This is a genomic window from Halobacillus sp. GSS1, assembly GCF_017307035.1.
In the GTDB taxonomy this organism is placed as follows: Bacteria; Bacillota; Bacilli; order Bacillales; family Halobacillaceae; genus Halobacillus; species Halobacillus litoralis.
On record NZ_JAFLHE010000005.1, the window covers coordinates 193,568 to 216,355 of the forward strand.

A 22,788-nucleotide genomic window follows, 5' to 3' on the forward strand; every position below is an offset into this window, starting at 1 on the left:
ACCCTTTTTCATTCTATTATTTTTGCGCGTCTTCAATCGCTTTGTACACTTTGTCTACGGTTTCTTCACCGATCTTGCTCTTGTAATCTTCAATGACAGGAGCTACTGCGTCGACCATTTCCTGGCGAGCTTCATCAGAGATTTCTGTGTACTCCATACCTTCTTCTTGAAGCTGTTTCAAATACTTCTCGTTCGCTTCACGGTTCAACTTACGCTCATGCTTACCTGCTTCTACTGCTGCATCTTTCACAATCTTCTGCTGATCTTCTGTCAAACCATCATAGAATGATTTGCTCATCAAGAATACGAATGGGCTGTAGATGTGGTGTGTGTTAGACACGTGATCCTGAACTTCATAGAACTTTTGAAGATAGATCGTTGCATAAGGATTTTCCTGACCGTCAACTGTACCTTGCTGCATTGCTGTGAACAATTCTGTGAATGCCATTGGTGTAGGGTTTGCTCCCAGTGCCTTGAAGGCATCCAGGTGAAGGTCGTTTTCCATTGTACGGATTTTCAAACCATCGAAGTCATCAACAGATGCTACCGCACGCTCACTGTTTGTAAGGTCACGGAAACCATTTTCCCAATAAGCAAGGCCTACAAGGTTCTGTTCTTCCAGTTTACCAAGCAATTCTTGTCCAACTTCACCGTCTAACACTTCGTCCGCTACTTGTTCGTTAGGAAAAAGGAACGGAATATCGAAGACGCTGAATTCTGGTACGAAGTTCGCTAGTGGTGCTGTAGAAGGAACCACCACTTCCTGTGTACCAAGCTGAAGTGCTTCCGTCATGGAACGGTCGTCACCAAGCTGACCACTGTGATATGTATCCACTTTGATCGCACCGTCTGTTTTCTCTTCCACAATTTCCTTAAACTTCAATAGACCTTTGTACTGAGGGTGGTCACTGTTCAGACCGATACCCGCTTTAATCGTTTTTGTTTCCCCGCTGTCGCCTGAAGCGCTTTCACCTTCGCCGCTGCTGGACTCTGCATCGCCGTTACCACAAGCGGCAAGGACCGTAATCAAAAGAACCATGGACAATAAACCAAATAATTTCTTCATGTTCAACCTCTCTCCTTTTGTATGTAAAATTTTTTTCACAAAGCTTACGTACTATTCCCGAAACGGTAACCGCTTTCAATGAAGGGCCAACGAAACAGGAATCGATTCCATAGAAAATAGTTTCCGTATGTACATCTCCCTCCGCGTCTGGATTAGAAGCGCTTTCAAAGAACTACTAAAAAAAACGTGTTGAAAAATGTGAAAATTATTTTCTGTAATTTCGATTATACAATAAATCTTTTTTAGTTCAATAGTTTTTCAGAAAAAAATTTCAACGAACCCAAACTTTCTTTTGAAATTAATTTCATATACAATAAGAGAAAGTGGAATTTCGAAGGAGGAATCCCTATGATTGAAGCTCCCACGAAACACGTCATCAGTAGAATCCGTTCTTCTTATACACAGTTCAGTGAAAAAGAAAAACTGATCGCTGATTACATTTTAGAAAATACAGAAGACATTGTTCACTCTACCATTAACCAGGTCGCCGATGATCTTATGGTCGCGGATGCAACCGTTTTCAGATTTTGTAAGCGCTTAGGTTTTAAAGGCTATCAGGCCATGAAAATTGCTTTAGCCTCAGAAATCGTCAATCCGATCCAGGATATCCATGAAAAGATATCTGAAGAAGATACCGACTTTGAAATTACTGAAAAAGTGTTTCAAGCGAATATCCGGGCACTTGAAACATCCCGGGATGTCCAGAACCCGCTTTCGTTGAAAAAAGCGATGGAGTACTTGGTCGAAGCCGATCGGGTGTTCTTTTTTGGTAGTGGGGGCTCGAATATCCTTGCGATGGATGCCCAGCACAAGTTTATGAGGACCGGAATGGAAGCCTATGCGTACCCGGATACACACTTACAGCTGATGTCCGCTTCGCAAATGAGAGAAACGGATGTGGCGGTGGTTATATCTCATACCGGTTCGAATCAGGATATTCTCGATATTGTGGATGTCGCGAAAGAGAATCATGTGAAGATTATCGCTATAACGAACTTCGCTAAATCTCCACTGACAAAAGTGGTCGATTTGTCTTTGTATACCGTCGCAGAGGAAACGGAATTCCGCTCAGAAGCGCTCGCTTCGAGAATCGCCGGTCTTTCGCTGATCGATTCTCTTTTTGTCAATTATAGTGTAAAAATGAAGGAACAAGCGCAGACCGCTACGCAGCGCATGCGTGATGCGATCTCAAGAAAGCGTGTGTAGAAAGGAAATTTAAGATGAGTTATGTGATTGGATTAGATCTTGGAACGACGAGCGCGAAATCCGTCGTTTTTCATAAAAATGGAGAGGTAGCCGCTGAATACGAAGTGGCTTACCCCCTCTCCCACCCTGTCGTCGGTCACGCCGAACAGGACCCGCTTCAAATAGAGCAAGCCGCACTAGAAGCGTTGAACTTAAGTACAGAAACCATTAAACGCGAGGACATCGTGGGCGTCGGGATCTCTGCCGCTATGCACTCCCTGATTTGTATGGATAAAAAAGGTGCTCCTCTTTCCCCGTCGATCATTTGGGCAGACGCGCGCAGTGCAGAGGAAGCGAACACCTTGAAGGAAAGCCACCCCGATGTGTATCGGCGCACAGGTACACCGCTTCATCCAATGTCTCCGTTATCGAAGCTGTTATGGATGAAGAACAACCACTATGAACCATGGGAAAAGGCTGATTATTTTGTGTCGGTGAAAGAATTTTTATTGTATCGCTGGTTCGGGGAAAAAGTGGTCGATTATTCAATCGCTGCAGCCACCGGTCTTTTCAACATTCACGAAAACAAGTGGGATGAAGAAACCCTGGCCATTGCGGGCATTCATGCTGAACAGCTTTTCCAACCAGTGAATCCGACGTATGCCATGAAAAGTATGGATGCGGAGGTAGCTGAAAAGTCTGGTCTGGGTGCGGAAACGCCGTTTGTTATCGGCGGCAGTGATGGCCCTTTGGCGAACCTTGGTATTGGCGCGATTCAGCCTGGTGAGACAGCGATCACCATTGGTACAAGTGGAGCAATCCGTCAATTTTCCAGTGAACCGCTTCTGGATGATCAACAGGAGGTGTTCTCCTATAGCTTTACCGATGATTTATGGATTACCGGCGGACCGTCCAATAACGGGGGGCTTGTGCTGCAATGGGTGCAGCAGCTCTTTTCCGGTGAGGAAAAAGTTTCAGTGGAAGAGTTGACTCGTCTAGCCAGTGAAGTGGAAGCGGGTGCGGGGAATTTGATTTTCCTTCCTTATCTAAATGGGGAGCGCGCGCCGTTCTGGAACGCGGAAGCGAAAGGATCTTTCATTGGTCTCACACCTGCCCACGGCAAGGAACATATGACGAGAGCCGCGATGGAAGGCGTGCTGTTTTCCATTTTACATATTGGGAGTGCCCTGGAGCGTCTTGGCAACAAGCATGACAGAATTTATGCGAGTGGCGGATTCGCCCGGTCAGAGACATGGGTTCAGATGCTCGCTGACATTTTCAACAAGCGGATCGACATTCCGGTGAGCCACCAAAGTTCCGCCTGGGGTGCTGCCTGGGTAGCCTTGTACAGTCTCGGTCACGTGGACAGCTTAGCATCGATTAAATCTTCGATCCCAATGAAGGAACATTATGAACCAAATACCGAGAATCATCAAAAATACAAAGCCCTCTTTGAAGTGTACGAATCCGTATCAGGCAAACTGCAATCCGACTTCGAAAAACTTCATCGTATGTAAGATGTAAATAAATGGCGTACCAGGTCATCCAAATATTGGATGACCTGGTACGCCTGTTTTTTCGTTTTTATTTGACTTTTTCTTTGAGCCAGTATTCTCCGTCTTTGTATTCGATTTGTTCCGGGTAACGGAGGTCTGTGACTTCGTCCTGGGTTTGTTTGGAAGGTGGTGCGGTTGCGAGAGAGACCACGACATTCGCTATAATAGCGGCGGATGCCCCGAAGACTCCTGCACCGGTATCAATGATTCCTAGAATCGTGAATCCTCCGTATTTCGCTGCAAAAATGTATCCGAGTGTCACGGAAAGGCCGACAAGCAAACCGGCAATAACTCCAGGTCCATTTGCCCGCTTCCACCAAACGCCGAGAAGCAGGGCCGGGAAGAACGATCCGGATGCTAAAGCGAAGGCCCAGGCGACGATTTGCGTGATGGCCCCTGGCGGATTCAAGGCAATCAAACCTGCTGCTACAGTAGCAAGGACGATCGACCAGCGTCCGACAGCCAGACGTTTTTTCTCACTCGCATTCGGATTGATGGAGCGGAAATAAATGTCGTGGGACAAGGCGGCGGAAATCGCGATCATCAAACCACCGGCTGTCGATAAGGCAGCCGCCATCGCACCGGCAGCCATCAAACCGATGACGAAGATGCCAAGGTTTGCGATTTCTGGTGTTGCCATAACGACGATATCATTACTGATGACAAGTTCCGACCACTGAAGGACCCCGTCACTATTATTGTCCGCAAGGGAAAGCCGTCCGGTATCCACCCAGGCTTGTGTCCATGCGGGAAGATTATTCAATTGCGAACCAGCCACTTCCGTCATCAAGATGAAACGGGAAAAAGCAGCGTAGGCAGGAGCGGACAAATAGAGTAAACCGATGAAGAGCAAAGCCCAGGCTCCACTCCAGCGAGCGGCTTTCATGGTCGCTACCGTATAAAAACGAACGATGACGTGTGGTAAACCAGCTGTTCCCGCCGTCAGTGTGAACATCAGAGCGATGAACTGCCATTTCGATCCTTCTGTAAATGGAATGATGTATTCAGAAATGCCCAACTCCTGATCGATCGTACGCATCTCCGAAATGACGTCCCCGTATGAAATCCAAGGGACAGGGTTCTGCGTAAGCTGCAGCGACATGAAAATGACCGGAATCAAATACGCGATAATCAATACTAAGTACTGGGCGACCTGTGTCCAGGTGATTCCTTTCATTCCACCCATCGCTGAGTAAAAGGCGATCAGCACAACGCCAATCAACGTTCCGATTACAGTGTCCACTTCGAACAAACGCCCGATGACGACTCCTGAACCGGACAACTGACCGACGGAATAAGTGAAGCTGATGATAATCGTCGCTACAGCCGCAATCAATCGAGCCGTGTTGCTGCGGTAGCGGTCTCCAATGAATTCCGGCACGGTATACCGGCCATATTTTCTTAACTGTGGAGCTAAAAGGAACGTAAGCAGTAAATACCCGCCTGTCCAGCCCATAATGTATGCGAGTCCATCGTATCCAAGAATCATGACCGTACCGGCGAGTCCGATGAATGAAGCTGCACTCATCCAATCCGCTCCAATGGCCATGCCATTGTAAACAGGCGGCACTCCGCGGCCGGCAACGTAGAAATCTGAAGTAGCCCTTGCTTTATTGTAGACAGCGATACCTATGTACAGAGCAAAAGTAGCGACAATCAAAGCAAGGGAGACTATAAACTGTGCGTCCATATTTCTCCCCCTATCCTATTGGTTAACCACTTGATTTTGATCGGAATCTTCTTTTGGTACCAACCCGAATTTCTTATCGACGACGTCACTGATGATGGCATTAAAGAAAAGAAGTGCAATAAACGTAATAATAGCTCCCTGAGCTCCCATGTAATAAGGAAGAGGTATCCCCATCACTGTAAAGGACTGAAGACTTTCGGCAAAAAGAACAACTCCAAAAGATACGATTGCCCCGATAGCGAGATAGATGATGATCAAAGTCGTACGCAAACGGAAATACGCTTTCGCCTTCTGTGGATCCATTTTTTTCACAACGATTCACCTCCCTTCGCATTATCCTCTTAGGTTAAAAATGAACTGTACGGTTTCCCAGAACGGCATCGGCACCATGATGATCTTGGTTAGAGCAACACCAAAGAGCGCTATGAATGGTACGGCCAGTAGGAACGGACGCTTCTTTTTCAGGGCGAAAACAACAGAAAGTACGGTTATAACGGAAAGAATAATCGGAATCAGCAACGAATCTACCCCCCTTTTGTGTAAGCGTTAACATACTCTGGTAAAATTTTTTGTGTGAATATTTAGATTTAACTGAATATTACAACTTGTATTATTATAAAATTCTCATAATTTGTCAACAGGTACGATATGACTAGACAAGTTTCGAGGATTTATGTAATTTCCTCTTATGCATCAGTGCGATTCTATTAAAAACCAGCATCCTAAGAGGGATGCCGGTTTCCGAACAACTTCCGCCATGTGCGAGGTCCGACAACACCATCAATTTCAAGCCGGTGCTGTTGCTGGAATGTGCATACGGACGCTTCTGTTATTGGTCCGAAATGACCGTCGTCTGTTGTTCCGACTGCCCTCTGGATCCGTTTGACCACGGGTCCTTTAGCGCCGAAGTGTATCGGATGCCCCGGATAAGTACGCGCATTGAGCCTGTTTGTCGTCAACGGACCCGCACTTCCATCCACTTCCAACCCTTCCTGGTGTTGAAAAGCGACGACTGCTTGTTTTGTCCGCGGCCCATACAGGCCATCGATGGGACCTGGTTCGTAACCTAATCGGTGGAGTTTTGTTTGGAGATCACGGATATCCGGGGATTTTTCCGGCCATTCGAGATGAGCATAATCTTTGAAGCTAGACCAGTCTCCACCCCAATGAAAACCGAGTGACTTAGCAATATCCGCTACTTTACGCCAATCCTGATTCACCGTCCAGAGTGCTTTTCTCCCATCTGAACTGACGAGAAAAAAATCAACCGCACGGCCGCTGTGGTGATTACTTTTGCCGGGTTTGGCATAGGTGACAATGTTCCCACTGTGTCCATATCTTTTCCCGTTCCAAAAATAATCTGGGCGTCCCTGCCCATACAAGCGGGCCTGCTCCTCATATGTGCGATGGCCGGAGGAAATTTGTACAAATATCCCTTCTTTGTAGGCCTGCTCAATCATTTTCCAAACCTTTTCTTGTACGAGTGTTTGGACATTCCCCATTTTGTTCAAACTGCGCTGCTTCAAGGTTTCTATTGTAATCATAAAATCCCTCCCTGCTTCTATAATCGAAGCGGAGAGGGATCTGGTGTCAGGCTGCTTTCAAATTTATCAACACATTGAACACGAAGAAGAAAATGCCGAGTGATGTTATGGTTGCGCCTGTCGCGACAAGGGGAAGCCACACGTCATTTTCGAAAAGGACGACTAGAAATAAGCCGAGCATCATGATCGGAAGACCGATGTTATGAAGCCAGAAATGAATTTTTCCAGATAAAGATTTCGCAAGGGTGGGAAAAAGATGATATAAAATACCCGCAAGTGTGAGGGCGGTCCACCCGAGCAAATTGATGTGGACGTGGACAGGTGTGAGCGCATAGTCGTGTGCACTCGACATGTAGTATCCGATTGCAATGCCGATGGCAAAATAAACAGTTGAAATTTTAACCAACGTAACCCCCATAAAGTCCAACCTCCTTTTTCCCATATATACGTGGGACAGCTTCCAAACAGAATCATGGAATTACGATGATAAGCATCGTAAAATGGAAGGGAATCTAATGAAGAGGTGAACGCAATGAAAATAGAAATTTGGTCAGATTTCGTCTGTCCTTTTTGTTATATTGGAAAACGCAGACTAGAAGAAGCGCTGGAAAACTTCCCAGGCAAACAAGTGGAGGTCGTCTATAAAAGCTTTGAGCTTGATCCGAATGCCGAGCGCAACACGGGAAGAAACATGCATGAGAAACTTGCCGCAAAATATGGCCGGTCTATGGAAGAAGCGCGTGAGATGACGCAGAACATGACCGAACAGGCGAAAATGGTCGGCCTTGATTTCCACTTTGATTCGGTGGTACCGACAAACACGTTTGATGCCCATCGTGTCTCTCAATTGGCCAATGAAAAAGGATTGGGCAAAGCTTTTGCTGAACGCTTTTTCAAAGCCGTGCTGACAGATGGCAAAGATGCCGGGGATCATGAAACAATCACAGAGCTAGCCGTTGAGGTCGGACTTGATCGTGATGCGGTGACTTCTGTTCTTGAAGGATCCGATTATACGGAAGCGGTTCGCCGTGAAGAAGCCGAAGCCCAGCAGATCGGTGTGCAGGGCGTACCGTTTTTCGTCATCAACCGTAAGTATGCCGTCTCTGGCGCCCAGCCGACGGAAGTCTTCGTTCAGGGGCTTGAAAAAGCTTTTGCTGAAGAAGAACAGACTCCTGCTTTTGAGGATTTATCCAGTGAGAGTGGAGCGGCTTGTACGGAAGATGGCTGTGAAGTACCTGGGGAAGAAAAGAAATAGGATGAGAGCCGTGGGTGATCCCGCGGCTTTTTTTGTGCATTTTTATGTGCGCGGAATGGTGCCAGGCCGATACCCTCCTCCGTTAGGACGCTATCCTTTTTTATAAAGAAGATCCCCTTTCTCACCTCTCCCTGTATTGGTGAATAGCCTATATAAAAAAGAGGAGGCATTTTGATGGAATTGACAATGTCTCATTGGATTTATGGGCTGTTCACATTTCTCATCATCTTGACGATGATTTTCCGTAAAGGGGTCGTACTCCCCACTTTGCTTGGTACTTTCGTGGTCGCATGGATGTTTAATGGGAGTTTAATCAGTGGCTTTGTGGGTGTCTTCAATGCCAACCTTGTGGCTGCGAAAGAGTTGTTCAATATTTTCTTGATCATTACTTTTATGGTGGCCTTGTTACGTTCCTTAAAAGATCTCGGTGCGGATACCCGCATGATCCAGCCGATTCAAAAAGTGATGATCAACAGTCATGTATCGTTTTTTATTCTCGTCGTCGTCACCTATGTGGTGTCTCTTTTCTTCTGGCCGACTCCTGCTGTTCCGCTCATCTGCGCCCTTCTTGTCCCTGCAGCCATCCGTACGGGCCTGCCGGCGATGGTGGCGGCGATGGCTGTTGCGCTTGCCGGACAGGGGATGGCGTTATCTTCGGACTATATCATCCAGGTAGCACCAGAATTATCCGCAAAATCGGCAGGGATCGATACAGCGGGTATCATGGATCAGGCTCTGATTTTATCGGTGGTTACAGGGATCGTTGCAATTGGTCTCGCTTATCTCTTCAATAGAAAAAGTTTCCGCTCCAAGGATGACCCTCATAACGAGCAGGAAATTGTTCAGATGCAGGGGCTCAAAGAAACAGAACAAGCGACAAGCTCACGCGTTCATGTTTGGAGCAAAGTCTTTGCTGTTCTCGTCCCTCTCTCTATGCTTGCTGTCATGATTTATATGGTTTCGACCAAGATTGGCTCGGGACGGATGGGTGGATTTGAAGGAGGAAGCGGTGCGGCATTTATCGGAGGCGTCGCTGTCGTTTTATTGTTGCTTTCCAGTGTGGCATTCGGGAAACATAAAGCGCTCGATGATGTGAGTGAGCATATTACCGAAGGGTTCGTTTTTGCCTTTAAAGCAATGGGTCCTGTGATTCCAATTGCCGGTTTCTTTTTTCTCGGCAGCGGGGACTTTGCCAAAGATATTCTTGTGCTGCCGGCTGAAGCGGCCCCTTCCTTCCTTTTCGACCTCGTCCAATCGAGCCAGGATTATCTGCCACAAAGCGCCTTTTTGACCGCTTTTAGCATTTTGATCATCGGAATCATTACAGGGCTGGACGGCTCAGGTTTCTCAGGACTTCCGCTTACCGGTGCGCTATCCGCCTCACTCTCCAACGGAACGATTGACGCTTCAACCCTCGCTGCCATCGGACAGATGGGATCCATCTGGACAGGAGGGGGAACCATCATCGCCTGGTCGTCCTTGATTGCGATCGCAGGATTCTGCGGCGTCCCCGTCATGGAACTCGTCCGGAAAAACTTCATCCCCGTCATTCTAGGACTGATCATCTCCACCATCGTCGCATTACTCCTGTTTTAGTTTCCTTTATTTGGTGTACCAGGTCATCCATAATATGGATGACCTGGTACACCATTTTTTGTAAATCTCCCTTTCCTCCTTCATTTGTTTGCTGGTTTGTGTTTCTTTAGACACACGAAAGATTGAATGCGTAGGATAGATATACTAGGGAACACCTGTCCGTTCGATTCATTTTTCTGAATATTAATGAAATTAATTTCCTCACATGTTATATTTTGGTAAGTATTTTTATTAGAGGGGGAAATTTGATGAATAAGAAACACATCGTTCTTAGCTCGGCTATGGCTGGGTTGCTTGTCTTTTCTGCTACACCGACAACATTTGCGCACGACATGCTTGATGATGCTTTAGTAGAAAAGGGACAGGAAGGGTCTCAATCACTTAATGAGGTACCTGTTTTAGAAGGTACAAAAAATGTGGGGAACTGGAAGGAAGTCGGTTCTGCACAACTGAAAAAATATGACGGAGTACAAAATAATACCGCTGATGTGTACGCCCATGACGGCTATGCTTATGTGGGTACACATACAAGAAACGGCGGCGAAGGCGGCGTCCGTATCTTTGATTTGAAAGATCCATCCAATCCTGTTGAAATCGCCAAGTTTGCCGATGACATCCCAGGCACCTGGCAGGAGAAGGTCATTGTTAAAAAAGTAAACACGGAGGAATTCAAAGGTGATCTTGCTGTCGTAAGTGTCCAACAGCTCAACCGCAGCAACCCTGATTCAAAGGGTGGTTTCCTATTGTATGACGTATCCAATCCTGAATCACCTGAAAAACTCGGTTTCTGGGAAATGGACAAGCGCGTACCTGGTACTCATGAACTTTACCTGACGGTGAAAGAAGGAAAGCCTTTCGTATTAGCGGCCAATCCGTATGCGGACTACTACACGCACGGCGAAGAGAAAGATTTTGCTTTAGTTGATGTCACCGATCCTTCCGCTCCGGAAACGATTTATGAATTCGACCCGCGTACTCTCCCTGAAGTGGATGAAGACTTTAATGGATATCACTGGAATTCTCCGGATGGAAAAACGCGTCCAGTCTTCAACCATAGTACGATGACGGATAACAATGGAGATACGGCCCTTCTTTCCTTCTGGGATCTCGGTACAATCATTCTCGATATCTCTGATCCTTACAATGTGAAGTTCGAAGGCCGAACCGATTATGCTCCGGATGTCCAGGGTTCCGCGCACTCCGCTGCCCTTGCCAAAGGCGGAAATGTGCTGATTGAGACACGCGAAGTGTACAACCCTACAAGAGAAGGTTATGAAGAATCCTACGGCTACACAAGAATTTTTGATATTAAAGACAAGCAGAATCCGAAGCTGTTGAGCACGTTCAAGACAGAGCTCGTCGATGACGTGGAAGATGGCATTACATTCGCCAATACGGTCCACGATCCAAAAGTTCATGGCAACACTTTATACCTCTCTCACTATGCAGGAGGTATTCGTGCGGTCGATATCACAGATCCAAGCAACCCAGAGCAAGTTGGTGTTTATAGTCCAGCGGGTGGTTATTTCTGGGGAACATTCGTCGATCGTAACTACGTGCTCGGCTCAGATATGAACCAAGGTTTGAAAGTGCTCCAGAAAAATAATAGCGATAAGTAAAGGTAAAGCCTCCTGTTCATACAGGAGGCTTTTATCAACCAAAAATCTCTTATATCAATTAAATCTTTGATATATCAATTAAATCTCGAATATATCAACCAAATCTCGAATATATCAATCAAACAAAAAAGTGCAGGAGGTCTCTCCTGCACTTTCCTTATCCTTTCACAATTCTACTTTCAAATGGCCCCAGCTTCTCCTTACCATACGACTTTTCCTTATCACTGTGATTCATCAAGAATAGATAGTAATCTCCACCGATATGACGGCGATACACTTCCACATCGCGCTCGGACTCGATTGTTTGAATGCCATGGTCACTCGTTACATCTGAAGCAATTTTCTCCAAAGCCTCTTCACTCAAACCACCGCCGACATAATAAACGCTTCCTTTTCCAAACGTGTTCTTCGTCACGGCTGCATAGTCTTTGTAAAATTGATCCTGATACGAATAGAGGGTCTGTGCTTGTTCAGGAACGAGGAGGTCGCGCCAGACAGAAATAGACGCTGGTACCTCAGCAAAAGCTCCTTCTCCCTGCAATTCAAGCTGATGAGCGGCTGTCAGTGATTCGATTTCCTCTACACGCGCACCGATCAGGTCACGGACAGGTCCAGGCAGGACTTCTCCTAGTCGGATGTTGTTGTCCTTGCCCTTCAGTCCGGCACGGTAGGAAAAGATGATTGTCCCGCCTTCTTCTGCAAAGGTACGAAAACGACTGGCAAGCGCATCGTCCATCAGCTGCATAACAGGGACCAGTACAACTTTGTATGTACGAAGATCACGGCTAGCCGGGATGACGTCGATGTTTGTATTCTTCCGGTAAAACGGGCGGTACAAACGCAGCAATTCTTCATTGAAGTCAAAGTCTTTGCTCTGGATTTGTGAACGCCAGGACCAGATGTTGTCATAATCATAGAGAACCGCAACATCAGACTTGATGTCTGCATTCAACAGCTCTTCATGTTCTTTGATCTCGCTGAATAAGGACTGCACCTCTTTATATTTGCGGCCATAGACGTTGTCATGATCGACGACACCGTAACAGAACTGTTCGGCCCCTTTCGTCATGCCGCGCCAGCGGAAATAGAGCAAGTTGGAACAGCCGTGTGCGAATGCTTGATACGACCACATCTTCGCCTGATTCGGTCGTGGCAGATAGCCGATGACATCATGCCCCTGGGCTCCCATCAGTTCTTCGACGATCCAATAGTTTTGATCGAGCAAACCACGATTGAAATCATGCGTCATCGCAATCGCCTCTGGAGGGATCGGTTTTTCGAGTCCGCCCCACACCGGATAGTTATCATAGGAAACGAAATCCATCGGCTTCACATTTTCCTCATGGTCAAACCATTTATCGAAAAAGCCACCGGACACGTTGGTCGTAACGGTTTGATGGCTTCCCTTATGTTCTTTCACAATCTCCGTCATTTCGTGAGTGAATCCGTTGACGGAAGCAGAACGGAAGCGCGCCCACTCCAGTTTCAATGTCGGGTTGTGAGTCGTTACCGTCGGCTTCGGAATCGGAATTTCTGAAAAGTCATTGTACGTCTGTCCCCAGAAGATCGTGCCCCATTCGTCATTCAATTGCTCCACACTGTCGTATTTGTTTTCCAAATACTCATGAAACGCGGAATGACATTGATGACAGAAACACATGTCACTTCCTTCATGACCGAATTCATTGTCAATCTGCCACGAGACGATCGCTTCTTCGTCTTTATAGTGCTGGACGAGCTTTTCCGTGATCCCTGCCGCGTACTGCCGGTATTTATCTGAATTAAAACAGTATTGACGGCGGCCGCCGAATACTCTTGTGTTACCGTTTTCATTTTCAGACAAAATCGAGGGGTGTTTTTGAGCGAGCCAGGCTGGAAATGTCGCGGTCGGTGTCCCGAACATAACATCTAGGCCCTGCTGTTTCACTTTTTCAAGCACACGGTCAAAGTAGGAAAAGTCGAACGCTCCTTCCTCTTTCTCCATGAGATGCCACGCAAATTCTCCGATCCGGACGATGTTAGCGCCCATGTCCTTGATGCCTTGAATGTCTTCATCCATCATTTCTTCCGGCCAGTGTTCCGGATAGTAATCGACACCTAAATACGTCATTTATAAGCCTCCTGTCTCGATGTTCAACGTCCACGTGTACGAGCCGTGTGCTGGGATATAAGAAACTTTGCCGATTTTTTCAGCAAGATACACATCATCGTAGACGCCTGTGCAAGGTTCCAATGCAATATTATGCTCTCCCCGGTAGCCGCCACGCGTTTTCCAGACCCCGAGGTAAGGCACTTTAGTTTCAGGAAAACGATACGTCAATTTCCTGTTCACGTCCGGTTGTACGAGCGAGCACCATCCTTTGGAAAGCGGCTCTGTGAAATAAAATTTCTCTGCCGTTCCCTCTTCCATAGGCTCAAGCTGACTCAGGTCAATCGTGTTTCCTGTTTTCGCTGACTTTGTCTCAGGATAAGCGTGTGGGGTTCCCCAGCCACCCAAATGCTGTGATCCTTTTTCCACATTCATCACTTGGTTCAAATCTTCAGGTACTTCGATGGCTGTGTGTTCATTAAGATTGAGCAGTGCGTGCGGCGTCCAAATGAACGGGAACGGCTCATCACTCTTGTTGATCGCTTCATACTTGATTGTCACACCATTGCCGTGCAGGCAGATTTTCTTTTTTAATGCATAAGGAAATTCAGGACTGTGAACCTCAAGCGAAACCCCATCATGGGTCGCTTTATATTCCCACGGCAGCGTCCACACTTCTCCGTGATCGGGAATCTCCTTCCAATCTGTCGGGTGAGGGCCCTTGTCGATCCCAGGAAACATTTCGTCAAAACCGCTGGAATCGTATTTGGAAAAATCCGCTCCGTACGGGGGAATCTCGAGATTTGGACGATCGGTCTGATACAGCCATTCATAATCGGCTTCTTTATCAAAAAAACTGACCATTTTCCCTCCGTATCCCGGTAGGATCACCGCTCTTACACTCTCATTTTCCAATACAACGGCATCCAGACTCTTGAATTTTGTCTTCTGGTACGTACATACATCGACCATCGGTCACCGCCTCCTTAACCTAATTGTTTCATGAAACGCTGGAATGCTTCCTTCCCTTCTTCTGTACGTTTGAACACCCCTGCATGTTCCAAAACAGTGGAAAATCGTTTGCCGATTTCTTTCTGCATCTGTTCCCAGACCGCTTGTTCTGATGTTGTGGTCCACTCGATCTGCTTCGCCCACGGCACATGTTTTCCGACCAATCCATCATTCACCGCAGCATCTAATTTTCCTTCTTTTATGAAACGGCTCAACTGCCCCATTTCATCAACCAATCGTCCTGGTAGCACGGCAAGCCCCATCACTTCAATCAGACCGATGTTTTCTTTTTTAATATGATGGACTTCTTCATGAGGGTGGAAAATTCCCAGCGGATGAGCTTCGTTCGTACGGTTATTCCTAAGGACGAGATCAAGCTCATACTGTCCCTTTCTGTAACGTGCGATCGGAGTCACTGTGTTATGAGATTCGCCCTCGGATTCTGAGAAAACCTCTACCTTTTCATCAGAATACTTCCGCCACGAGCGTAAAATGACGTCTCCGAGTTCAGATACCCGGTCACGGTCCTCGCCTCTCAGCCGAACCACAGACATCGGCCAGCGGACAATACCTGTTTCAACATCTTTGAATCCAGGAATCTCAAACGTTTCTTCCACTGGTGCTTTTGCCATCGGAAATTCATGGTGACCACCCTGGAAATGATCATGACTCAAAATGGACCCGCCGACGATCGGTAAATCAGCGTTGGATCCGACGAAATAGTGAGGCAGCTGATCTGTGAAATCGAGGAGGCGATCAAAGCCTTCTTTGGAGATCTCCATTGGCCGGTGTTCCCGTGATAAAACGATCGCATGCTCGTTGTAATACACATACGGCGAATACTGCAGGAACCAGTGCTCCCCTTCGAGATCGACCGGGATGATGCGGTGGTTGTCTCTTGCCGGATGGTCGAGCCTGCCTGCGTAGCCGACATTCTCTTTACAAAGTAAACACTCTGGATAAGTGGTTTGCTTTTTGGTTTTCGCCGCTGCGATGGCTTTAGGGTCTTTTTCCGGTTTTGATAGATTGATCGTAATCTCTAAATCTCCATATTCCGTCGAACTGTACCAATGCTTGTTTCTAGCAATACGGTCGGTGCGAATGTAATGCGAGTCCTTGGATAGTTGATAAAAATGATCCGTCGCTGCCTGCGGTCCTTCTCTTTCAAATTTGTAATAAAAGTCTCTGGTGATCTCCGATGGGCGCGGGACGAGGGTATCCATGATTTTCGCATCAAAAAGGTCCCGGTCCGTGATCGTATCTTCTTCGATGATCTTTTCTTCAACCGCATAGGAAAGCATACGGTGTAAAATTAAGACAGGAGTGGTGTAGTCCTCATCTTCAGGAGACACTTCCACGGAAGCGCCTTCAAGTTTGAACAAATGAAATAATCGGTTGCGGACGTAATCGACATCCCATACCGAAATCATACGTTTATGGAGTCCATAATGAATGAGATGTTCAATGTCTTGATAAATCGTCATATCCTCACCACCCTTTTAATCTTCGTACCCATTTGGATGTTCCTGAAACCACTTCCATGCGGATTCAATCATTTTTTCGACCTCTGGATATTGTGGGGACCAGCCGAGCTCTTTTCTCGCTTTTTCAGATGATGCGACAAGCTGCGCCGGGTCGCCGGGACGTTTCGGTGCAACTTCTGCCGGGACCGGGTGCCCAGTCACTTCACGGACCGCTTCGATGATTTCTTTCACACTGAAACCCTGTCCGTTGCCGAGGTTGTAGATGGCGCTTGTGCCTCCTTTTTCCAAGTGATCGATGGCCTGCAGATGGGCAGCTACCAAATCTTCGACGTGAATATAATCGCGGATACATGTCCCGTCGGCGGTCGGATAGTCGTCACCGAAAATCATGATTTTTTCCCTTTTACCGAGGGCCACTTGTAAAACAATCGGGATGAGATGCGTTTCCGGACGGTGATCCTCACCTATCCGCCCTTTGAGGTCCGCTCCGGCCACATTGAAATAACGGAGGACGGTGTACTGGATGCCGTACGCCTCTTCGGCCCACTTCAACATTTTTTCAATCGCGAGCTTCGTCTCCCCGTAGGGATTCGTTGGAAGTGTTGGATCGCTTTCCTGAATCGGAATCTGCTCAGGCTCTCCATAAACAGCGGCTGTTGAAGAAAACACGATCCGTTTTACGTCATGGGCAGCCATCGCTTTCAAAAGAGATATCGCTCCTCCGACGTTGTTATCATAATATTGAAGAGGTTTCTCTACACTTTCCCCGACCAGAGAGTCGGCGGCAAAATGGAGCACAGAGTCGATCTCATTTTCCTGGAAGACGGTGTGCAGGAAACTCTCATTCCGCAAATCTCCGTCATAGAGTTTCGCTCCATCCAGTACAGCGGGATGATGACCTGTCTGGAGATTATCGACGACGATGACGCTCTCTCCCCGGTCCAGAAGCTGTGCGACAGCGTGACTTCCGATGTATCCTGCTCCTCCACATACGAGTACGGTCATATTCTCTCCCCCTCCAAACGTTTCGCTCCATCTCCAAGTTCTACGACGTAAAAATCAGCTTCCAATCCTGTTTGTTCCTGGTAGCGTCGTCCAACAGCTTCGATGAAGCCATCCACGTGTGTTCGTTTGACGATGCTGATCGTGCACCCTCCAAATCCGGCTCCGGTCATGCGCGATCCGACAGCCCCTTCGTTCCAGGCCGCTTCAACGAGGGCATCCAGCTCTTTTCCCGTCACCTCGTAATCATCTCTCAGAGATACGTGGGAGGCATTCATCAACTTCCCAAACCCTTCAATATCGCCGACATTCAACTGATGGACCGCTTCGATCGTACGCTCGTTTTCATAGACGGCATGTTTTGCGCGCTTCCGGACGGTCGCATCTTCTATGCTCGATTGGTGTATTTCAAAATCTTCGACACTCAAATCTCCCAAACTACGAATAGAAACGACTTGTTTCAGCTGTGTCAGCGCTTGTTCGCATTCCTCTCTACGCTCGTTATACTTGGAATCAGCAAGACCGCGTCGTTTATTTGTATTCGCTATAATTAATGCATGGTTTTTGAGCTGGAGAGGTGTGTATTGATAGTCCAAGGTGTCACAGTTCAAAAGCATAGCGTGATCACTTTTCCCCAAGCCGATGGCAAACTGATCCATAATGCCACAGTTGACACCGACGAATTCGTTTTCCGCCTGTTGAGCAAGCTGAATCATCTTTACACGGTCCATCGATAAATCGAACAGTTCATCCAGGACGACCCCTGTAACAAGTTCAATGGATGCAGATGACGATAGTCCGGCACCATTCGGGATATTGCCATAAAAAGCAAGATCAAGTCCTGTATCGATGTCATAGCCGGCTTTCCGGAAAACATCCAGGACGCCTTTCGGATAATTGGCCCAGTCATCCTCTGCCTCATATACCAGTCCTTCTAGATGAGATTCGACAATTCCTTTGTCCGGAAAATTCATAGAGTAAAACCGGAGCTTCTGATCGTTTCTCTTTCTTGCAGCCACATACGTTCCTACGCTTAACGCACATGGAAAAACATGTCCTCCGTTATAGTCCGTATGCTCCCCGATCAAATTCACCCGGCCTGGTGCGAAGAACATTTGCGCATCCTGTTCTCCGTTGAATTTCTCGTAAAAAACGGAAAGTAAATCTTCCATTTCGATTCCCTCCTTCTTCATTTTTTCTCTTTAATGATAAAAAGCTGAGACTGGTGGTCTCCGCTACGTTCTGATTTTTCATGATTGGCACCATTGAACTCCACACCAAGCGGCAGTCCATGATACATGAGTTCGTCGCCATAAAACGTCCGCTCTGCTCCCTCTATTTCATACCGTTTCTCAGGATCCAGACCACGTAGTTTTACGACCTGGTCGTTCTTCGGATTCGGGAAATAGTGAGCCCGGTACCAGCCGACGACCGCATGATCTTTTTCCTCTGAGACGACCATCCAGGAGGTATCCTGATGTTTGAAGGGGTTTGTCAGGCGATAAAATTTACCGGAATGAATCAAACCCCGGAGTGATTGAAACTGCTTGATTTGATCTCTTACGATGACCTTTTCTTCCGCCGTTAATTGACTGGGATCGAATTCATAGCCGAACGTGCCAAAATAGGCGACATCGGCACGGAACTTCAAAGGGGTGTTCCGGTAAGTCTGGTGGTTCGGTACCGCGGAGACGTGTGATCCCATGCTGCATAACGGGTACGCAAGAGAGGTACCGTATTGAATCTTCAACCGTTCCACAGCATCCGTATCATCACTCGTCCATGCCTGTGGAGCATAGTAAAGCAGGCCGGCATCAAACCGTCCACCTCCACCCGCACAGGATTCGAACAAAACATCCGGATACTTCGTCGTCAAACGCTCATACAACTCATAGACGCCGAGGATGTACTGGTGAAAAAAGTTGACCTGGTCATACAGATATTGGGAATAAGGTTCTGTGATGTTGCGGTTCATATCCCATTTGATGTAGCCGAGTCCGGTTTCTTCTATGAGAGAGCTCATGCGTTCGAACAAGTAGTCGACCACCTGAGGGTTGGCGAAATCGAGCACCTTTTGATTCCGTTCGAGCGTCTGATGTCTGTGCGGTGGTCCAACGACCCATTCAGGACGCTGTTTAATCAGTTCACTTTCAGGACTGATCATTTCCGGTTCAAACCAGAGTCCGAACTGAAGTCCTTTATCTTTCACCGTTTTCGCCAGCGTTCCAATTCCATTTGGAAGTTTCTTGTGGTCAACAAACCAGTCGCCAAGCGAAGTAGTATCATCATTGCGTTTTCCAAACCAGCCGTCATCGAGGACGAACAATTCGACTCCCAGATCCCGCGCTTCATCTGTAAAACGATCCAATTTTTCTTCATTGAAATCAAAGTACGTCGCTTCCCAATTGTTAATCAGAATCGGACGTTCTTTTTCCCTCCACCTTGGCGCAATTAAATGCTTGCGGTGCAAGTCATGGAACGTCTGACTCATTTCGTTCAGGCCGTTTTCCGTGAAAGTTAAAATCACTTCCGGGTTTTGAAAGCTTTCCTTCTTTGCCAGTTTCCATTGAAAAGCCTGGGGATGGATTCCCATCGACAAGCGTGTCGTATCATAATGATCGACCTCAGCCTGAGCGAGGAAATTCCCGCTGTAAACGAACTGCATCGCGATCGCCTCCCCGCTGTCTTCGGTCGTCTCTTCCCTTTTCAAAGCGAGAAAAGGATTGTGCTGATGAGAGCTCGCCCCGCGTACGCTTCCGATGGACGAAATGCCAGGAGTGAGTGTTCTCGTTTCGATATGACGTTCCCTGGCCCATGCGCCAGACAGATGAATCATTTCATAATCCGCGTCAGGAAGATCGATGGAGGAAGACATCGAATGCTTCAACGTTACAGAACGTTCCCCGTTATTTGTGATCCGGTTACTTTTTGTGAGAACAGGCAGATCACGGAAGATCGTGTATAGGAGCTCCCACTCCACCTGCGCCTGGTCGTCTATGAGTGTGACCACCAGCGTTTCTGCTTCTGTATCTTCCGCAAAAGTCGCCGGTAGACCTTCTAGTTTTGGCTTTCCCTTTATAATCTCGTGGGCTTCATAACGAAAATCAGCGACAGCCGCGCCCTTTTGTTCTTCCAAAATGAGTGCTGGCGTACGGAAGTCACCTTTTCCGTAAACCGGCGCTTCCTGCCTGACCGTTTCTAAGGAAAAACCAGGGTCCCCTTCGAACGGATGTGTCGTCGAAGGGTTGGTATTTTCATAGTCTTGCAAATGGTGGAAGTCCCGGTCGCGGAGCGCTTTTCCATAGTAGAGATGACCGAGCTGCCCGTTTTTCATGACGTGGAAAATGTAGCTGATTTGTCCATTGGTGAGATGAAATTGTTGTGTTTCTTCATTAATAAAGATCAATGGCTGCGCCTCCTTCTACTCTTTAACAGACCCGCCAAGAATTCCGGAAATGAACTGCTTTTGCAGCAGCAGGAAGAAAATCATGATCGGCAAGGTAGACAACGTCGTCCCCATCATGACCTGTCCATAGTCAATTCGTGACATCCCGACAAGACTGGAGAGAGCGACCGGCAAGGTGTACATTTCCTGTGACTGCAGGACGACGAGTGGCCAAATGAAGTTGTTCCACTGGAACATGAACAAGAAAATCGCGACAGCAGCAAGCGCCGGACGCATCACTGGAAGTACAATACGGAAGAAAATATGAAACTCTCCGGCACCATCGACACGCGCAGCTTCAAGTAAGGAATCCGGAATCGACTGCATGTTCTGCCTCATTAAGAATATCGCAAATGGATAAGCCACCTGTGGAAGGATGACCGCCTGGAACGTGTTCAACCATCCGACAGTACCGAAGATTTCAAACAAAGGAATCAACGTTACGTGATAAGGGATCATGATCGCTACAAGCAACATGAAGAAAATCGCGTTTCGACCTTTGAATTTGAACTTCGCAAACGCATAGCCCGCCGCCGTACAAACAATAGCGGAAATAGCAGTGAATGTGAGTGTAATGAACAAGGAGTTCCCCATGACGCGGATAATCCCGACGTTTTCATTCAGGTTCTTAAAGTTCTCCCAGCCATAGTCGCCTGGCAGAAAGTTCGGTGGAACCTTGAAAATTTCTCCGGACGGGTTCGTTGCCCCGACAAACATCCAATAGAACGGGAAGACGGAGATGATGACTCCAATGAATAAGAAAGCGTATAAAAGTGTTTTTTTAAGCGGACTGACCTGTTGATTCATTTATCTTCACCTGCCCATTTCATTTGTGCCCAGGAAAGGACCCCGATGATCAATACAAGAACATATGCAATCGCGGATGCGTAACCGAAGTCAAAGTAACGGAAACCATTTTGATACAAGTAAAGGGTAATGGTCAGTGTGGCATTGTTCGGACCACCTTGCGTAAGAATGTATGGCTCATCGAACAACTGCAGCGTCCCGATGGTTGATAATACGAATGTGAACAAGAAAATCGGCTTCAACTGAGGCACGGTAATGTAAAAGAACTGACGGACCTTTCCTGCCCCGTCCATCTCAGCCGCTTCATAAAGCGAGCCGGGAATGTTTTGGAGACCGGCAAGGAAAATGACCATGTTGTACCCGGTCCAGCGCCATGTGATCGCGGCCATCAAAGCGACTTTTGCCCAGAATGGATCAGACAACCAGGCGATCGCCTCAATACCGAACAGCGAAAGCACATAGTTTGCAAGGCCGTAGTTTTCATCAAGAATGATCATGAAGATGATGGAAGAGGCGACCAATGCCGTAATGGCCGGCATGAAGAAGGCCACCCGGAAGAAGCTCTTCATCTTGACCAGTTGAGAATTAAGAGCCACCGCAATGACGACAGCTAAGAACAACTGGATCGGTACTTGAATGAGCAAAATGAGGAACGTATTCCCGAGCGCTTTGTAGAATAACGTGTCCTGGAACAATCGAATGTAATTATCCAGGCCAACAAATTCATACCCTGATCCTGCACGCGTCTGGAAACTTAATAATAATGACGAAATGACTGGATAAACGGTAAAGATTAAGAAGAAGGTAACGGCTGGAAGAATAAATAAGTACGGCACCGTTTTCGGTGTAATCCATTTCTTACGGGATTTTGGTTTTTGGCTGGACGGACCTGGTTTCTTAGATGGCTGCTTGTTCGTTTCGTGGTTGTCGTTTGCCATCTGTTCAGCATTCGTTTGACTCACAATGTTCTACCCCCTCAAAGATATTGGTCGATTCTAAAAGCGCTTTCAAAATAGAGTTTTTGGACTTTGTTAATTAATTTAATTTACTTAATAGTAACATAGCCTTTATCGTTTGTCTGCTCCATTTTCAGAAAAATTACATTCATTTCCCCTACCATAAACGCTCTTATTCTTGAAGGCTTAGTTTCGAGACTTTTTGTTAGTTGGAAGGGGGGGTTGGGAAGCTGCGAGACTCCCGTGGGAGAAAGGAGATCGGCGAGATCCCGCAGGGCGTAGCCCGAGGAAGCTCGGCACTCCCCCACAGGAAAGCGAGTAGCTTCCCAACTCCCCCTGACTCCCATTATGGCAAACGAACCCCGAAAACATCCCGAAACTGAGTCTTCCACAATCCTGCCATATACTTTAATAAAGATATGAAACAAAAAGGTCGATCTCTCAAAGCGGAGATCGACCTTTTTTTCATTCTAATTCATATAG

General features: G+C 47.2%; 19 protein-coding genes. 5 read left to right on the plus strand and 14 right to left on the minus strand.

The features are described 5' to 3' along the window. Positions 1 to 16 precede the first annotated feature (16 nt). On the minus strand, positions 17 to 1,066 hold the full coding sequence (locus tag J0K78_RS12590; protein ID WP_206947403.1) for a TRAP transporter substrate-binding protein: 1,050 nt from the start codon (positions 1,064 to 1,066) through the stop codon (positions 17 to 19). 348 nt (positions 1,067 to 1,414) lie between these two features. On the opposite strand from J0K78_RS12590, the gene J0K78_RS12595 reads away from it, so the two are divergent. After that, positions 1,415 to 2,272 carry a MurR/RpiR family transcriptional regulator gene (locus J0K78_RS12595; RefSeq protein ID WP_206947404.1) on the plus strand — a complete coding sequence of 286 codons (858 nt, stop codon included), beginning with the start codon at positions 1,415 to 1,417 and terminating at the stop codon, positions 2,270 to 2,272. A 14-nt stretch (positions 2,273 to 2,286) separates the two neighbouring features. Then, the gene (locus J0K78_RS12600) at positions 2,287 to 3,768 is read left to right on the plus strand and encodes a gluconokinase (RefSeq protein ID WP_206947405.1); all 1,482 of its coding nucleotides are present in this window, start codon (positions 2,287 to 2,289) and stop codon (positions 3,766 to 3,768) included. 67 nt (positions 3,769 to 3,835) lie between these two features. On the opposite strand, the gene J0K78_RS12605 is transcribed toward J0K78_RS12600, so the two are convergent. The 5 genes from J0K78_RS12605 to J0K78_RS12625 all read right to left on the minus strand — a co-directional run bounded on the left by J0K78_RS12605 (position 3,836) and on the right by J0K78_RS12625 (position 7,459). Next, complete coding sequence (locus tag J0K78_RS12605; protein ID WP_206947406.1) at positions 3,836 to 5,497, minus strand: sodium:solute symporter family protein; 1,662 nt, start codon at positions 5,495 to 5,497, stop codon at positions 3,836 to 3,838. A gap of 15 nt (positions 5,498 to 5,512) precedes the next feature. After that, complete coding sequence (locus tag J0K78_RS12610; protein WP_160911036.1) at positions 5,513 to 5,809, minus strand: DUF4212 domain-containing protein; 297 nt, start codon at positions 5,807 to 5,809, stop codon at positions 5,513 to 5,515. Positions 5,810 to 5,830: 21 nt separating this feature from the next. After that, the gene (locus J0K78_RS12615; RefSeq protein ID WP_160911035.1) at positions 5,831 to 6,016 is read right to left on the minus strand and encodes a hypothetical protein; all 186 of its coding nucleotides are present in this window, start codon (positions 6,014 to 6,016) and stop codon (positions 5,831 to 5,833) included. 203 nt (positions 6,017 to 6,219) lie between these two features. Next, positions 6,220 to 7,041 (minus strand): peptidoglycan-binding protein, encoded by an 822-nt coding sequence (locus J0K78_RS12620; RefSeq protein ID WP_206947407.1) that lies wholly within the window; start codon positions 7,039 to 7,041, stop codon positions 6,220 to 6,222. Positions 7,042 to 7,087: 46 nt separating this feature from the next. Next, on the minus strand, positions 7,088 to 7,459 hold the full coding sequence (locus J0K78_RS12625; protein ID WP_206947408.1) for a cytochrome-c oxidase: 372 nt from the start codon (positions 7,457 to 7,459) through the stop codon (positions 7,088 to 7,090). 114 nt (positions 7,460 to 7,573) lie between these two features. On the opposite strand from J0K78_RS12625, the gene J0K78_RS12630 reads away from it, so the two are divergent. From J0K78_RS12630 to J0K78_RS12640, 3 genes are all read left to right on the plus strand, one after another. After that, positions 7,574 to 8,296 carry a DsbA family oxidoreductase gene (locus J0K78_RS12630; protein ID WP_206947409.1) on the plus strand — a complete coding sequence of 241 codons (723 nt, stop codon included), beginning with the start codon at positions 7,574 to 7,576 and terminating at the stop codon, positions 8,294 to 8,296. A 174-nt stretch (positions 8,297 to 8,470) separates the two neighbouring features. After that, a complete protein-coding gene (locus J0K78_RS12635) occupies positions 8,471 to 9,892 on the plus strand; it encodes a hypothetical protein (RefSeq protein WP_206947410.1) in 1,422 nt (473 codons plus the stop codon). Positions 9,893 to 10,140: 248 nt separating this feature from the next. Continuing rightward, entirely contained in the window at positions 10,141 to 11,511 is a 1,371-nt protein-coding gene (locus J0K78_RS12640; protein ID WP_206947411.1) for an LVIVD repeat-containing protein, read from the plus strand. A gap of 157 nt (positions 11,512 to 11,668) precedes the next feature. Here J0K78_RS12640 and J0K78_RS12645 read toward each other — a convergent pair whose 3' ends face one another. The 8 genes from J0K78_RS12645 to J0K78_RS12680 are packed head-to-tail and all read right to left on the minus strand — an operon-like array spanning position 11,669 to position 22,311. After that, a complete protein-coding gene (locus tag J0K78_RS12645; protein ID WP_206947412.1) occupies positions 11,669 to 13,621 on the minus strand; it encodes a beta-galactosidase in 1,953 nt (650 codons plus the stop codon). Further along, positions 13,622 to 14,572, minus strand: a complete 951-nt coding sequence (locus tag J0K78_RS12650) for an aldose epimerase family protein (protein ID WP_206947413.1) — start codon at positions 14,570 to 14,572, stop codon at positions 13,622 to 13,624. Positions 14,573 to 14,586: 14 nt separating this feature from the next. Further along, positions 14,587 to 16,095, minus strand: a complete 1,509-nt coding sequence (gene galT / locus J0K78_RS12655; protein WP_206947414.1) for a UDP-glucose--hexose-1-phosphate uridylyltransferase — start codon at positions 16,093 to 16,095, stop codon at positions 14,587 to 14,589. A gap of 15 nt (positions 16,096 to 16,110) precedes the next feature. Continuing rightward, a complete protein-coding gene (gene galE / locus J0K78_RS12660; RefSeq protein ID WP_206947415.1) occupies positions 16,111 to 17,100 on the minus strand; it encodes a UDP-glucose 4-epimerase GalE in 990 nt (329 codons plus the stop codon). Continuing rightward, the gene (locus J0K78_RS12665) at positions 17,097 to 18,269 is read right to left on the minus strand and encodes a galactokinase (RefSeq protein ID WP_206947416.1); all 1,173 of its coding nucleotides are present in this window, start codon (positions 18,267 to 18,269) and stop codon (positions 17,097 to 17,099) included. The genes galE and J0K78_RS12665 overlap by 4 nt, the downstream gene beginning before the upstream one ends. Positions 18,270 to 18,286: 17 nt before the next feature. Beyond that, entirely contained in the window at positions 18,287 to 20,503 is a 2,217-nt protein-coding gene (locus J0K78_RS12670; protein ID WP_242517860.1) for an alpha-galactosidase, read from the minus strand. A gap of 15 nt (positions 20,504 to 20,518) precedes the next feature. Then, complete coding sequence (locus J0K78_RS12675; protein ID WP_206947417.1) at positions 20,519 to 21,349, minus strand: carbohydrate ABC transporter permease; 831 nt, start codon at positions 21,347 to 21,349, stop codon at positions 20,519 to 20,521. Further along, on the minus strand, positions 21,346 to 22,311 hold the full coding sequence (locus J0K78_RS12680; protein ID WP_326315609.1) for a carbohydrate ABC transporter permease: 966 nt from the start codon (positions 22,309 to 22,311) through the stop codon (positions 21,346 to 21,348). The genes J0K78_RS12675 and J0K78_RS12680 overlap by 4 nt, the downstream gene beginning before the upstream one ends. Positions 22,312 to 22,788: the final 477 nt, after the last annotated feature.

Coding starts and splice junctions, on each gene's coding strand:
- J0K78_RS12590 (WP_206947403.1), bottom strand. CDS start 1,066: ATGAAGAAATTATTTGGTTTATTGTCCATGGTTCTTTTGATTACGGTC.
- J0K78_RS12595 (WP_206947404.1), top strand. CDS start 1,415: ATGATTGAAGCTCCCACGAAACACGTCATCAGTAGAATCCGTTCTTCT.
- J0K78_RS12600 (WP_206947405.1), top strand. CDS start 2,287: ATGAGTTATGTGATTGGATTAGATCTTGGAACGACGAGCGCGAAATCC.
- J0K78_RS12605 (WP_206947406.1), bottom strand. CDS start 5,497: ATGGACGCACAGTTTATAGTCTCCCTTGCTTTGATTGTCGCTACTTTT.
- J0K78_RS12620 (WP_206947407.1), bottom strand. CDS start 7,041: ATGATTACAATAGAAACCTTGAAGCAGCGCAGTTTGAACAAAATGGGG.
- J0K78_RS12625 (WP_206947408.1), bottom strand. CDS start 7,459: ATGGGGGTTACGTTGGTTAAAATTTCAACTGTTTATTTTGCCATCGGC.
- J0K78_RS12630 (WP_206947409.1), top strand. CDS start 7,574: ATGAAAATAGAAATTTGGTCAGATTTCGTCTGTCCTTTTTGTTATATT.
- J0K78_RS12635 (WP_206947410.1), top strand. CDS start 8,471: ATGGAATTGACAATGTCTCATTGGATTTATGGGCTGTTCACATTTCTC.
- J0K78_RS12640 (WP_206947411.1), top strand. CDS start 10,141: ATGAATAAGAAACACATCGTTCTTAGCTCGGCTATGGCTGGGTTGCTT.
- J0K78_RS12645 (WP_206947412.1), bottom strand. CDS start 13,621: ATGACGTATTTAGGTGTCGATTACTATCCGGAACACTGGCCGGAAGAA.
- J0K78_RS12650 (WP_206947413.1), bottom strand. CDS start 14,572: ATGGTCGATGTATGTACGTACCAGAAGACAAAATTCAAGAGTCTGGAT.
- galT (WP_206947414.1), bottom strand. CDS start 16,095: ATGACGATTTATCAAGACATTGAACATCTCATTCATTATGGACTCCAT.
- galE (WP_206947415.1), bottom strand. CDS start 17,100: ATGACCGTACTCGTATGTGGAGGAGCAGGATACATCGGAAGTCACGCT.
- J0K78_RS12665 (WP_206947416.1), bottom strand. CDS start 18,269: ATGGAAGATTTACTTTCCGTTTTTTACGAGAAATTCAACGGAGAACAG.
- J0K78_RS12675 (WP_206947417.1), bottom strand. CDS start 21,349: ATGAATCAACAGGTCAGTCCGCTTAAAAAAACACTTTTATACGCTTTC.